The following is a 13335-nucleotide window of genomic DNA, read 5'->3' on the forward strand; positions in this document are numbered from 1 at the left end:
ACTATCTGGAAACCGATATTTCTTCCTTCCTTGGCGCTCCCAGGATCATTTTTTCAATGGAAGCCATTTTCGAATCCATCGCTTCGAGTTTGGCTTTCAGCTGATCATTCTCCTCCTGTAATGCTCTTGTACGTTTTTCAAGCGCCTGAATGGCAGCCATATTCACGCCGTCGATATCGGAGGTGTTGATCGTTGTATCATTCGCAATTCCGTCCAGACCAAATGCGGCATAGAAATCCTGTGCCATCGGACCTATGTGCCTTGTCGTAGCAGGCTGGCTTTTGTAATTCCAGCTGGTAAGGGGTAACTGTGCCACTTTATGGAGGATTTTCTCGGTATCCAATGCTTCGAAATTCTCCTTTTTCCGCCTGTCGCTGACCGTACTCCACGATCCTCCGCCAGCAGATATTTCAACTCCGCTGCTGAGACCCTGATTGGTAAAGACCCGAGCCCCACCTGCAAAACGCATGGTCAGCTGGTTGTTGGTAGTGCTGTAAGCGCTGTCGCTACTAAACCCTGCGCTACCGTCGCTGATCACGAAAGATCCCTGATGCCTTACCCGCGCATTTTTGCCGAGCGCGAAGGAGAAATTTCCTCTTGCACTGTTTTGCAGGCCAATGGCGACCGCAAATGCACCGTTTGCGATAGACGGCCCGATCACAACCGAGGCCAGTCCGCCTGCGATCGACGACGGGCCAATGGCTACGGCATCGTCACTGGTGGCCTGCGCACCGCTACCAAGTGCGATGGCGCCCACTCCGTTTGCAGTTCCGTTGAATGCCAGTGAGCGGTCTGCCGCTGCCGTGCCGTTGTTTCCCAATGCTACCGATTCATCGCCGGATGCGGTAGTTGCGAGACCGACCGCGAAAGAATTATCGCCGGAAGCACGAACATGCTGGCCCGCTCCGAACGAATAGTTCCCGACATTGGGGCCGTCCCAATAGCTGCTCGAAAATGAGCCCACGTACCCTACGCGGAATGCGGCCTTGTCCACGTACCACATCATACGACGACCTCCGCCCGAAATAGGTACAGGTTTGTTGACTGCAACATCACCGGGGGCGGAAAAAACCACACTGCTGTCGGCAACGTGCAAACCAGCCCGCGGTGTAAGTGTACCGATCCCCACCTGGGCATGGGTGTAAGAGGAAATAGCGACAAAGAGGGAAGCAAACACAATTCGTTTCATGTCAGAAGGATAAAGTGGATACAGATTATTCAACAACCAGTTTGTGATTCACAACACCTTGGCTCGTAGTTAGTTTAAGAAGATACAGACCTGACACAACGCCATTCAGGCTCACCTGAACCGAGCCGTCGGACACGGCCAAGGTGCGGACAGGTATTTGGCGGCCAAGCATATCCCAGAGACCTACCTCGCTGGCAGGCGCACCGGACGAAACTGTCACCATACCAGCCTTGCGCGCCGGGTTCGGGTACACACCCGCGAACCGGCCCGCATCGCGCGGGTGCAGGGAAACAACCCTTGACAAACTGAAAGTACCGTCCAGGTCGACCGAACGGAGCCGGTAATACACGGTTTGCAACTGGCCGCCGAACGAGCGGTCTGTGAAATAGTACCGTTGTAGCGCGTTACTATTACCGGCTGCGGCCACAGTGCCGATTTTCTGAAAGCTGCGCGCGTCGAGGCTTCGTTCTATTTCAAAATGAGAAGCGTTCTCTTCACTGGTTGTCTGCCATTCGAGCAATGCGTTGTTTTCAACTGCTTTCGCATTGAAACTGACCAGCGTGACCGGTAAGCCGGCTTCCGGTATCGCACCGAGTGTGAACGGGCTCCAAGCCGATAGTACCTCGCTCGTTACAAAACCTGCCGTCAGTGTGCCGGTCACATTATGACCTTCGTTGAGCCAATTGCCTCCTGTAAGGTGGGCTACGCTGAAAACATTCGGGTTTTCGGAAGCTGTGATAGTCGGGTTTTTATAGTCATCATAGGTGATAATTACCTTACCGGTTGCGGTGCCTTTCGGCGCGAGATCCCAGTATTCCTGGTTATTGTAGGCTTCAAGGGCAATATCGGAGGCACCGGTCGTCGTGAATGTCCCGGTGCCAGCGTCTCCGGCAAAGTAACGGACGCTCATCCCCGCGCTGTTATCGGTCAGTTCCGTCGTAACAGGCTGGTACCTGACTCCGTCCCCAACCGGGTAAACGAAACTGCCCGTCCCGGTTTTTACCACGTAGCCATTCACATGCCGCTCATCGGATACGCCCAGCACCGATGCGGTATCGCCAATCACCAGCGCGGCCAGGTCATTGGTAGCATCCACGATGCCGTTTACGAGATTCACCCTCGCACCAACCTTGATACTATTGTCCAACACAATGCCCGCAGGATTGTTGATCGTCAGAAAACGGGTGAAATAAGTTTGGGTACCGCTCAAAGTCTGCGCGGCGACGCCATCGAGCGTCAGCACCCCGGTATCCGCCTCCGCCATCGCCTGGTTGTTGACCAGGTTTCCGGAAACAAAAACGTTGCCGTTATTGGTAAAAGATCCTCCTCCCAGTTGCAGGTCGCCCTTTACCTGCAAAATGCCGCCGCTGACCTTAACCGTCCCTCCGGTGCTGGACAAGCCCTGCGCAACGGCGCTCCCGCCGAGTCCGGCAAGGACCGCCACAATATATATAGCTTTCATTTGGAATGTATTTGATTAAATAACAGGAAAATGACTGAATGCGCGAAGCCTAGAAGCCCCTGCTTCCGCTTGGTTCCATACGCCGGCGCCCCATCACCAAACCAGTTCCCACTGCAAGTGCAAGCAGGGCCAAACCGGCTAGTCCCATCCAGGAATTCCCGTTATTGTCATGCATTTGCTGGCGAAGTGCCGCATTATCCGCTTTCAGGCTTTCCAGCTCTGCCGCAAGGTTGCGGGTGCGCTCTTCCAGCGCTTTGATACCCGCCAATGCCACACCGTCGGCGTCCACGGTTCCGATGCCACGGTTATCGTTGCCCAGCCTGAACGCCGCGTAAAAGTCCTGCGCCATGGGGCCGATGTGCCTGATATTGTCGCCTTCCGTTTTATAGCTCCATCGGGTTACCGGGAGTTTACGGAGCTTTCCGAGGATTTCTTCGTTTGAAATTTGTTCAAAACGATGTTTGCGGTTCACATCCGATGCATTCTGCCATACCCCGCCGGTGGTCAGCATAGCTCCGGTGGAGGTGGAAATAACCGCGCTGGACTGCCCCCAGTTACTCACCGAAGCACCGCTCTGAAGCGTCACACCGGTACTAAGATTGGACGAGGTAAATATCCGGTACCCACCGCTGACGCGCCAGTTGGCCGAGTGGTTCACACCGGCCCGGAGTGTATCTACGCTCGATCTATCGGCGAACACAAAACTACCCTGCCGGGCATTGGTATGTGCATGATAACCCATGGCGACGGAAGCAGCTCCGCTCGCGACATTGTTTTCACCTACTGCAAATGACGATTGCTGCGCGGCGGTCGTCCGTAAACCAAAAGCAGTTGCGTTGCTGGCCGATGCCCGCACATCTTGTCCGATCGCCACGGAATAGTCTCCGATATTGGCCGCATCCCATTGCGTACTGTTTACACCTCCTCCCCGGAAAGCGGCCTTTCTTGGGTACCACATCAGGCGTGTACCAGCTCCTTCGACAGGTACGTCAACACCTGATCCGTCTCCATTGTATTCACCTCCGAATAGAAACGCTCCGTCTTGATAAATGACCATGTTCTTGTTTTGCGCGGCATCCCGCCCAACCAAGAGTGTGTCCGTCTTTTGCGCATGCGCGCCCACAGGCACCAGTATTGAACAGAGCAAAGTTTTTAAAACAGGTTGCCGCAGGAACAAATTGGACAATTTTCTGCGGGAAGAATTTGGGGTAAAGCTTGCATTCATATGACAGATAGGATTAGGTGTTGTTACGAAAAGTACAACTAATTCCAAAAATACAACTATGAATGAAAACTACTTTTACATAGCCAACAATAGCGCATGTAGAAAACATCAGCAGCCAGATAAACTAACATTAACTGCCGTCGCGTACTAACCGCACTGGCTGTTGCCAGGATTCATAACTGGTTGATTATCGATCACATCTTCATCGAGAGGCTCTTCTTAAAACCGTTTAATAACTTTCTATGCAAAAGCGCCGCGGAATGGAGGTTTCGCGGCGCTTTTGCATCTTCATTTCTATCAAATCACTGCGCAAACTTCCGCTGCTTCGTTTCCGTCTCAGTTGGAAAGTCGGATGGGATAGGAATATTCGTTTTCCCGGTAGCTGCCCACTGGCTCCCGCGTTGCAGACAAGTTATGAATCCTACACATTCCACGGAGTAATCGGCGTGGCCCAGCGCCATATGAAAAATCCGGCCCTTACCGTAGCGCAGCGCGATCAGCATAGGCTCGTTGCGGTCGGTACCGTTGTTGGTCTTGGGAGAGAATGCCGTGGCCAGAATCTGCATGTTTTCGGCCGGGCCCCGCAGGCGGTCGTACAACTCGTCGCGGCTATGCAGCCAGCTTGCCGGCATGCCTTTCGTAATGGGGTGGTTCGGTTCGCGAACAGTGATTTTAAACTCCATTTGTGCGCCGTGAGAGCCGGCCTTACCCGGCTGCGTATCGCGCACTTCTTTACCATTCTGATCGAAATACACATAAGGACCGTCCTTTTCCGTCCGGTCGCCCCAGCCGCCGAGGCCGATCATCTGATTATAGGCAGGCCATTGCGGAAATGAGTTGTTGGCAGCATGAATGACCACAAGGCCGCCACCGTTTTTCATGAATTTTTCGAAATCTTTCTGTACATCAGCCGTCCATGGCGCCGCATTCCACCCGAAATTGCAGATGACCACATCGTAATTTGAAAATTTAGGATGAAAAGCAGAATCTGTCTTAGGCTGCTTCAATGCCTGCGTTTCCGGGCCGCTTTTCACCGGATATTCCTGCACAAGCTTGTCGCCCTGCCAGGTATAGCGCGTGCGTTGAATGTCCACGCTGAATTTTTTGCTGTCTTCCAGGTAATACTTCATCATAGCCGTGATCTTTGGCCACTGCTCGTGGTTATTCTGCCCATCGACGATGAGCACTTTCAAAGGCGACTTCTGTGCGAAGGAGGAAACAGAAAAAGAGCCTGCGCCCAGCAACGCGAGGAGGAAAATCAGGAGTTTGTTGTTAAATGCCATAAATCGACGGATTTCGGGGATTATTCACCTATTAAAATTATGTGTGTTCCAAATCAAGAGCAGTAAATACACTTTATTTACCCATTACCGGTAGTCCGCTGGGAACACTTTTGGGTATCGATTTATCAAACGAATCGTCATTAAGCGTGTTCAGAAACTCCACGATCCGGGAAATGTCTTTGAAATTGACGTCCATTTGCGTCGCGAGCGGATCGATCTGCCCTTCCTTTACATTCGGGTTCAGCAGTTTCCCACCTGCAATATCCTCATAGAACATGAGTACCTGGTCGAGGGTAACAAATTTGCCACTGTGCATATAGGGGCCGGTGAACCTGAGGTTGCGGAGCGACGGTGTCCTGAATGCATACTTTTTATCGGCGCCAGAGTCGCTTTCCCGTCTGTTTTCTGTATCGGGTACGCCGAGGACGTGCAATTTAAAATCGGAGAACATCGGGCCGGAGTGGCACTTGGCACATCCCGTGGCGAGGAATGCATTCATTCCCTCCTTTTCGCCGGTCGATAATGCATTGCTATCGCCGCGCATGTACTGATCGAAACGCGTGTTGTTCGCCACGAGCGTACGTTCATACGCAGCGAGGGAGCGGGCGAGATTCACCCGGCTGACGGGCGACTGGTCCTTAGGAAATGCCACCGAAAACAGCCTGCGGTATTCAGGGAGCCGGGAAAGCCTTGCCACTACTTCGTCGAGGATACCGGTTTCGTGAAAACCATTTCCCCGCATTTCTTCCAAAGTCTTGATAGGTTCCAACGCCTGCTCCTCCAATCCCCTGGCCCGGTTATCCCAAAACATCGGGGCCGAAGCAGGGTCGTAGACTTCATTATTTCTAAGCCCGTTGAAGGCTGTATTCACTACGCTTTGGGAATTTCTTTTAACAAACGGGATGTCGTTCGGGTCTGTGAACCTGCGGTTTTGCCCTCGCCCGACGCCATTTACACCAATGGATGTTTCGAGGAATTCCGCGTAATTGAATTCGGGCTGATGGCACGTAGCACAGGCCACATCCTTATTCCCCGAAAGAACAGGGTCGAAGAACAGCAACCTGCCCAGCGCCACTTTTTCGGGCGTCGAGGGGTTATCGGCGGGGTCCGTGGGCGTCAGCGGCAATGCGCCGAGGTCCGCGATCGTTTCCACCTGCTCCTCCGCCTTTTCCGATACTGCATTCCGCTCGCCGCATGAAAAAAACATAGTGGCGGCACCCAGGGTCAAAATACAATTCCTTAACACTTCAATCGATATTCCTGCCATTCCAATCTCCATATTCAACTCAAACTCCCTTATATAAGGCAAGTAGGAACAGAAATTTACCATTCATCTGGCATCAATAACAATGATGAAGGTCATACCTGCTATTTTTAATCGGCACGCAGGTTCTTGACCGGGTTCAACAGCGCCGTTTTGACGGCCTGGAAACTAATCGTGACGACAGCCAGCAACAATGCTGCGAGCGCTGCCATTGCCAGTACTTGCCAGCCGATGGTAATGCGATAGGCAACTGGCAGGGGACGGTTTGGGAGCTAGCAAGAAGGCCGATCCCTCCGCAAGATGTTTGATGTGGCAGTACAAATAATTATCTTTGGCTTTGATTTGTATAATACCAAAGCACCAATGCATACCGAAACGCTGCAACAGTTTTATGAGCGCACGAAACAGCCGATGCCCGCAGAGCTGGCTTCGCAGTCCAATGTGAGCCACTTCAATGTAAAACAGCGCACCTGCCTAAACAGAATGACGCCCTATAACCGGCGCGACTATTATAAAATCTGCCTGATCATCGGGCAGGGCATGCACTTGGCGGGCGGCAGAGAAACGCCTATCGAAGGTGCCGGCATTATTTTTTCAAACCCCGGGGTACCGTCTTCCTACCACGCTGTTTCGGAGTCGCAAACAGGTTTCTACTGCCTTTTCAACGACACATTCCTGCTCAACAGCATCCGGCAGGAGATACGCTACCGGAGTGCGTTGTTCAACCCTGCCATTCAGGCGGTAATCCCGCTGGATGTTGTCGACCGCGAGCGTTTCAGCAGCCTCTTCGGCGAGATGGAGCGCTTATTATCAACCACATACACTTACAGGTTCGATATGATCAGGAGCTTATTGCAAATGATCATCCTGGAAGGCATACGCTTGCAGGGTCCGGTTACTAACGAAAACACTGCCGACCGCCTGATCTCCCGCTTTTTTGGCTTACTCAACCAGCAATTCCCCGTCGACTCGCCGGAAAACCCCCTGAGATTACTCACACCCGCCGCCTATGCCGACCAGTTGAGCATTCATGTCAACCATTTAAACAATGTGCTTAAAAAAACGACGGGCAAAACTACCCGGGAGATTATTCACGAACGCATTGTGGAAGAGGCTAAAACATTGCTACTGAACACCGACTGGGATGCCGCCCAGATCGCCTACACGCTCGGCTTCGAGTACCCCTCCCATTTCAACAAGTATTTCAAACAGAATACCCAAACCACTCCCCTGCTATTCCGGGAGCAGCTACGGCATGCCAATTGACATTTGATTTATATAAGCATTGCTTTGATTCATATTACCTACTGATTTGCTTGCAGCCCTACCTTTGGGACATTAATAGCAAGCATATGAAAAGACTTAAAGAATCCAATAAAACAGTCAGCACCGTTCTGGCCCTCAGCCTGATCCCCATCACAGGCTTTGCGCTCGACGTGTTCATTCCCTCACTCCCAGCCATGAGCGCGCGGCTGCACGCTACGCCCGAGGCCGTGCAATTGTGTATCTCCATTTTTCTCGCAACTTACGGCGTAAGCCAGCTGCTGGTCGGTGGCTTGCTCGACAGCTATGGCCGTTTCTGGCCCAATATCTTCGCGCTGGCGGGTTTCAGTGCCGCCAGTTTCGTCATCGCAAACACCGAAAGCCTTGAAATGATTTATGTGATGCGGGCTGTACAGGGAGTGATGTCTGCAGTGATCGTGGTCAGCAAAAGATCCTTTTTCTTCGACCTTTTCGAAGGCGAAAAACTGAAACATTACACGAGCCTATTTTCCGTGATCTGGTCGGCGGCGCCGATCATTGCGCCTTTTCTGGGCGGGTACCTGCAAACGCGCTTCGGCTGGCAGTCAAATTTCTACTTCCTCGGCTTTTTCGGGTTGGTATTTCTTGCATTGGAGCTTCTGTTCAGCGGCGAAACCATCGCCTCAAAAGCACCATTTCGCCTGAAAACCATCGGTAATGCCTACCGGTCGATGCTCGGGACCTGGGATTTCACTTCGGGCCTGCTCATTCTGGGCTTGTCGTACGCCGTTCTGATGATCTATAACATGTCGAGCCCGTTCCTGATCGAAGAAGTAATGCATTACCCCGCAACCGTCACGGGCAATTGCTCCATGATTTCGGGCCTGGCCATGCTCGGTGGAAGCTTGCTATCCAAAGCGCTTATTTCCAAGCCATTCTATCAAAGATTATTCACAGCAGCCGTGGCGCAACTGGCCGTTTCGGGTGTGCTCATCGTGCTTACATTACAGTACCACAACCTGTACACGCTGATGGTATACGTGATTTTGCTGCACTCGGCGTCAGGTTTCATTTTCAATGGCATGCTTGCCTATTGCCTTACCCGGTTTTCGCAATTCGGCGGATTGGCAAGCGGATTAACGGGCGGCGGGTACATTCTTTCGACCTCGGCATTCAGCTACGTTGTCGTGAAGGCCATCCGCATCGACAGCCAGGTTTGGCTCGGCGCTGGCTATGCGGCACTGATTTTGGCTGTGCTGGTGCTCATCATCCGCACCAAATGGCTGGAACGCAGCGCGAAAAGCGAAGTATTAAAAGAAGATGAGGTGATGTTAATTATCGAGTAACATGCGGACAAGGAAATCCCTGCTGAATCTTGCCTGCGGCAGCACAGCATTTACCATCGCTGGCGCGCCCGGATTGTCGTAGCGGCTTATCAGTACTATACAATCTTTCCCAATCTGTTAGGATCAAAACTGGCCCATTTACGCATCTTAAGAGCCTTATAATGCGACAGCGCGGCCTGGTAACACCACCGGCAAGCCTATCGGAAGAGCCCCGCGATACGAGCGTATTTGCGGGGCTTTTTACTGCCCGACCTTCGCAGCCCGCATCGTACCACCATTCACAAAAAGGTTAAAAATAAATTAAAAAAAACAGGGAACTGCTTTGCTGTAATTCTTATACTTTTTCGATCTTTATGACGTCTGAATTAAAGACGAAACTCAATCCCTAACAAACGTAAAGCATGTCCCCTATCAACAATTTACTTCCTAGCCTGTTACCGCTCGGCCGGTCAGAACGCGGGCGAACGTATAGCAGTGCAAGTAACTGGCGGTTTCCGAAATAATCTATTTTCCGGCCCGAACTGTCCTCTTCTCGTTTCTGGAACAGCAACTCTTTTTTTAACCGATCGCTTAGCCATCGGTTACAACCATGGACGCTCCATGTGTGTCAAGTGTTTGCTATACCCTTCAAAGCAGGGAAGCCCAGTCGGCAATCAAGGTTCAGGAAAGTTTGAAATACCCGACACCAGGTGTATCAGGAAATAATAACTCAGATTATTGATGGATTCCGCTCCGGCAACATCGCTCATTATTGCAACTTATAACTGGGCGGAAGCGCTGCATTGCAGCCTTTTGAGTGTTATAAAGCAGAAAATCTTACCAACGGAGGTAGTCATCGCCGACGATGGTTCCGACAAACGGACGCTGGAAGTGGTCCGCAAAATGCAGGAAACATGTCCTGTGCCGATTATCCATGCGTGGCACGAGGACGTCGGGTTCCGCAAAAGCCAGATCCTTAATAAAGCGATCGGACAGTGTTCCGGCTCTTACGTGATCCAGGTAGATGGCGATGTGCTCCTGCATACTTCTTTCGTGGCAGATCACCTGGCCGCGGCCGAGCGCGGGACGTTCATACGCGGGTCACGTGCGCGGCTTACTCCGGCGAAGACCGACGAACTACTCCGGGCCCCGGGCACGCACGTCAGCATCTTTTCAAAAGGAGTTTACAACAGGCTGAATGCATTGCGGTTACCTGTGCTGCAATCACTCGGGCAGCGCAAGGAAATGAAGAGCCGGAGCGTCCGAGGCAGCAATCTCTCCTATTGGAAGGAAGATTTCCTGCGCGTGAACGGCTACAACAATGAACTCAGTGGATGGGGCCATGAAGACGAAGAACTGGCGGCCCGCTTCATCAATAACAATATCATTAAAAAGATCGTGAAGCTGGGTGCCGTGCAGTACCACCTGCACCACGAAGAACTGCCGCGGTCGAACGAGCCGGTCCACCGCCAGATCATTCAACATACCCTGCTAACAAAAGTCAAAAGATGCCTTAATGGATATGAAAACCTTCTCTAAGAGCGCGCTGATTATTTCCACCTACAACTGGCCGGAAGCATTGCGGCTTTGCCTGCTCAGCGTCAGAGAGCAGTCGGTATTGCCCGATGAAGTGATTATCGCCGACGACGGGTCTACGGGGCAAACCGCGGAGGTGATCGAAGCCCTGCGACCTTCTTTTCCGATGAAACTGATCCATGTCTGGCAGGAAGACGAAGGTTTTCAACTTTCGAAAATCCGCAACAAAGCCATTGCGAGCAGTTCGGCCGACTATATTATCCAGATCGACGGAGACCTTATCCTGCATAAACATTTTGTCAAAGACCACCTGGCATTGAGCAAACGCGGCACCTTTGTTGCAGGAAGCAGGGTACTGATGAACAAGGAATTATCCGAAAACATGCTGGGCAGACAACAAGCCAGGGTAGCACCGTTTCAACAGGGACTCGGGAATTTCTCGAACCGGTTCAGCATCACCTGGCTGTGCAGGTACATGGCCGATCGCTACAAAACGCAGGACATATTTGCTTTGCGCGGCTGCAATATGGCCTTCTGGCGGGAAGACCTCCTGCGTGTAAATGGCTACAACGAGGTGTTTCATGCCTGGGGCCGTGAGGACAATGAAATTGCCGTTCGGTTGCTCAACGCAGGCCTGAAAAAACGGGCTGCCAAATTCGGCGGGGTGGTTTTTCACATTTATCATCCTGAAGTGGACCGTGGCGGCTGCCCAAAAAATGAAGCGTACCTCACCGATGCGCTGCTCAACAAAACGGTTTATTGCAGCAAAGGCATTCATCAATATCTTGAAAGTATCGAGCCGGTCCGGATGGCTGAGCAGGAATTTGCGCTTTAATGCATGGGTAACAGTGAATTGATTTCAGTCATCCTGGTCACGTATAATGCAGAAGGTTTTTTGCAGCGATGCCTGGACAGCATTTACAGCCAGCATTACCCGCATATCGAGATCATCGTCATGGATGGCGGCAGTACCGACGGAACGGCGGCCGTTCTTAGCAGTAACGCCGGCAAACTGGCTTTCTGGAAAAGTGAAAAGGACGGCGGGATCTATGAAGCGATGAACAAAGCCCTGGACCATGCCCGGGGTAAGTGGATTTATTTCATCGGAGCAGACGATATCCTTACCCCCGCATTTTCGCAAATGCTTGCCGGGTTAACTGACCCCTATGCCATTTATTACGGCAGCGTACTCAAAGCCGGCCAAAAATACCTGGGAGAAATGGCACCCTACAAGCAGGCAAAAACGGGCATCAACCATCAGGCGATCATCTACCCCGCCGGGGTATTCTCCCTGCGCAGGTACGACACCCGCTACCGCATTTCAGCAGATCACGTGTTCAACATGCAGTGCCACAGCGACAGCCGCTACCACTTTGTTTTCAGGGATTTCGATATCGCACTTTTCAACGATACAGGCATATCGTCCACACAGAAGGACCTCGTATTTGAAAAAGAGAAGGCCAGGCTGATCTTGAAGCACTTCGGACCGGTGATTTATGTAAGATTTTTATTCAAAAAACTGAAAGAACGAATTTTCAGCCATTAAAAACTTTCCTGCATTACCATTCCCACATTCCTGTCGAATACTATCTTAGGCGGAAGGCCGAGGAGTTTCACAAGCAGCCGGTTCCGCCATTTTCTTTTTGGAATAATACGAATCAAAACCATCATCGCGCGGCAAATGGCTAGCTGCAATGCATTGCTATTGTCCTTTACGAGCAATTGTTTTACTTCCTCTAAATATTGGTCGCGCTGGTCGTAGCTCTTCTGGTTTTCGGTCCGGAAACGGAAACCACCGAGCAGGAAAGAGGTCGAATACAGGCGCTCGTATCTGAAAAACCGGAGCCAAAGTTCGAAATCTGCTGCCAGCGGGTGGTTTTGGTCAATCAAACTACCCGCCTGATCCCACAACCCGCGCCGCCAAAAGACCGATTCCTGCTGGATAAACCGCCCATCGAACAATTGAAGCCGCAATCTCGACCAACGCTGGCCGTACGGAAGGTCGTCATAAAGGAAAGCCCGTCCGCTTTCGTCGAAGAAGGTGTTGGCCCCCATGATCCACTTCACGTGCGCAAACCGTCCGAAAAGGTCGGCGACCGTAAAGAGCGACTTCGGGTGATACATATCGTCGGCATTGAGCCACGCCATGATATCACCCGACGACCGTGCAAAGCCCTTCTGCAAGGCATCGTAAAGGCCATTATCCTCCTCACTGACCCACCAGGCAAGCTGCTGCTCATATTTCCGGATAATGTCCACAGACCCATCGGTACTCCCGCCGTCGATAATAATGTATTCCAGATTGGGATACCCCTGCCCCAACACCGACACGATGGTATTTTCCAGGTATTTCCCCTGATTAAACGAGGGGGTCACAATGGTAATCTTCGGCAGGGACATATTCAATGCATAAAACTTATGGGCAACCGTTAAGTAAGCGACAATTCGCGCTGATAGGGCTCGCGTACGCGCTCCGGAACCTCAAACGGCTCGGAGGCGAGTACCATCAGAATGGAATCGTCGGCAATTTCAAGCATGTCATACCGGTCCTCGGGCGCTAACAGGAGACATTGGTCTGCCGAATTGAGGACAAAGTGCTGATCTTCGGTGCCGGTGTGGTTGGTGATCAGGCAATTGCCTTTCAGGCAAATGACCGCCTGCTTCATCCGTTTGCGACCATTCTTAAATTGATCGGGGCCATTGACGTAGAAAATACGCTTGATTTCGAACGGAATGACACGCTCGATCACGGTCAGGCTCCCGCGGGTGTCCGTAAAAGTTTTCAGATTAATTAAACGAGCCAAGGGGT

12 protein-coding genes are annotated in these 13335 nt (G+C 51.8%); 5 read left to right on the forward strand and 7 right to left on the reverse strand.

The features are described from left to right. Position 1: 1 nt before the first annotated feature. From IEY24_RS09875 to IEY24_RS09895, 5 genes are all read right to left on the reverse strand, one after another. Positions 2 to 1189 carry a tail fiber domain-containing protein gene (locus tag IEY24_RS09875; RefSeq protein WP_188931163.1) on the reverse strand — a complete coding sequence of 396 codons (1188 nt, stop codon included), beginning with the start codon at positions 1187 to 1189 and terminating at the stop codon, positions 2 to 4. Positions 1190 to 1214: 25 nt separating this feature from the next. After that, complete coding sequence (locus IEY24_RS09880; RefSeq protein ID WP_188931165.1) at positions 1215 to 2651, reverse strand: T9SS type A sorting domain-containing protein; 1437 nt, start codon at positions 2649 to 2651, stop codon at positions 1215 to 1217. 49 nt (positions 2652 to 2700) lie between these two features. Beyond that, positions 2701 to 3798 (reverse strand): tail fiber domain-containing protein, encoded by a 1098-nt coding sequence (locus IEY24_RS09885; RefSeq protein WP_188931167.1) that lies wholly within the window; start codon positions 3796 to 3798, stop codon positions 2701 to 2703. A gap of 380 nt (positions 3799 to 4178) precedes the next feature. Continuing rightward, a complete protein-coding gene (locus IEY24_RS09890) occupies positions 4179 to 5159 on the reverse strand; it encodes a ThuA domain-containing protein (RefSeq protein ID WP_188931169.1) in 981 nt (326 codons plus the stop codon). A gap of 73 nt (positions 5160 to 5232) precedes the next feature. After that, the gene (locus tag IEY24_RS09895; RefSeq protein ID WP_229221753.1) at positions 5233 to 6366 is read right to left on the reverse strand and encodes a cytochrome-c peroxidase; all 1134 of its coding nucleotides are present in this window, start codon (positions 6364 to 6366) and stop codon (positions 5233 to 5235) included. A gap of 420 nt (positions 6367 to 6786) precedes the next feature. Here IEY24_RS09895 and IEY24_RS09900 point away from each other — a divergent pair, with 420 nt between their 5' ends. The 5 genes from IEY24_RS09900 to IEY24_RS09920 all read left to right on the forward strand — a co-directional run bounded on the left by IEY24_RS09900 (position 6787) and on the right by IEY24_RS09920 (position 12072). After that, the gene (locus tag IEY24_RS09900) at positions 6787 to 7689 is read left to right on the forward strand and encodes a helix-turn-helix domain-containing protein (protein WP_188931173.1); all 903 of its coding nucleotides are present in this window, start codon (positions 6787 to 6789) and stop codon (positions 7687 to 7689) included. Between the two features lie 86 nt (positions 7690 to 7775). After that, positions 7776 to 9011 (forward strand): MFS transporter, encoded by a 1236-nt coding sequence (locus IEY24_RS09905; RefSeq protein WP_188931175.1) that lies wholly within the window; start codon positions 7776 to 7778, stop codon positions 9009 to 9011. A gap of 720 nt (positions 9012 to 9731) precedes the next feature. Then, the gene (locus tag IEY24_RS09910) at positions 9732 to 10529 is read left to right on the forward strand and encodes a glycosyltransferase family 2 protein (RefSeq protein WP_188931177.1); all 798 of its coding nucleotides are present in this window, start codon (positions 9732 to 9734) and stop codon (positions 10527 to 10529) included. Further along, complete coding sequence (locus IEY24_RS09915; RefSeq protein WP_188932290.1) at positions 10513 to 11361, forward strand: glycosyltransferase family 2 protein; 849 nt, start codon at positions 10513 to 10515, stop codon at positions 11359 to 11361. Before IEY24_RS09910 ends, IEY24_RS09915 begins: the two co-directional genes overlap by 17 nt. Before the next feature lie 3 nt (positions 11362 to 11364). Then, positions 11365 to 12072: a glycosyltransferase gene (locus IEY24_RS09920; RefSeq protein ID WP_188931179.1), complete on the forward strand. Its 708-nt coding sequence runs from the start codon at positions 11365 to 11367 to the stop codon at positions 12070 to 12072. Here the strand turns inward: IEY24_RS09920 and IEY24_RS09925 are convergent. Together IEY24_RS09925 and IEY24_RS09930 are read right to left on the reverse strand one after the other, a co-directional pair. Further along, entirely contained in the window at positions 12069 to 12926 is an 858-nt protein-coding gene (locus tag IEY24_RS09925; protein WP_188931181.1) for a glycosyltransferase family 2 protein, read from the reverse strand. The two genes, IEY24_RS09920 and IEY24_RS09925, sit on opposite strands and share 4 nt — an antisense overlap. A gap of 29 nt (positions 12927 to 12955) precedes the next feature. Next, complete coding sequence (locus IEY24_RS09930) at positions 12956 to 13330, reverse strand: sugar 3,4-ketoisomerase (protein ID WP_188931183.1); 375 nt, start codon at positions 13328 to 13330, stop codon at positions 12956 to 12958. Positions 13331 to 13335 lie beyond the last annotated feature (5 nt).

This window comes from Dyadobacter endophyticus (assembly GCF_014641595.1).
Lineage (GTDB): Bacteria > Bacteroidota > Bacteroidia > Cytophagales > Spirosomataceae > Dyadobacter > Dyadobacter endophyticus.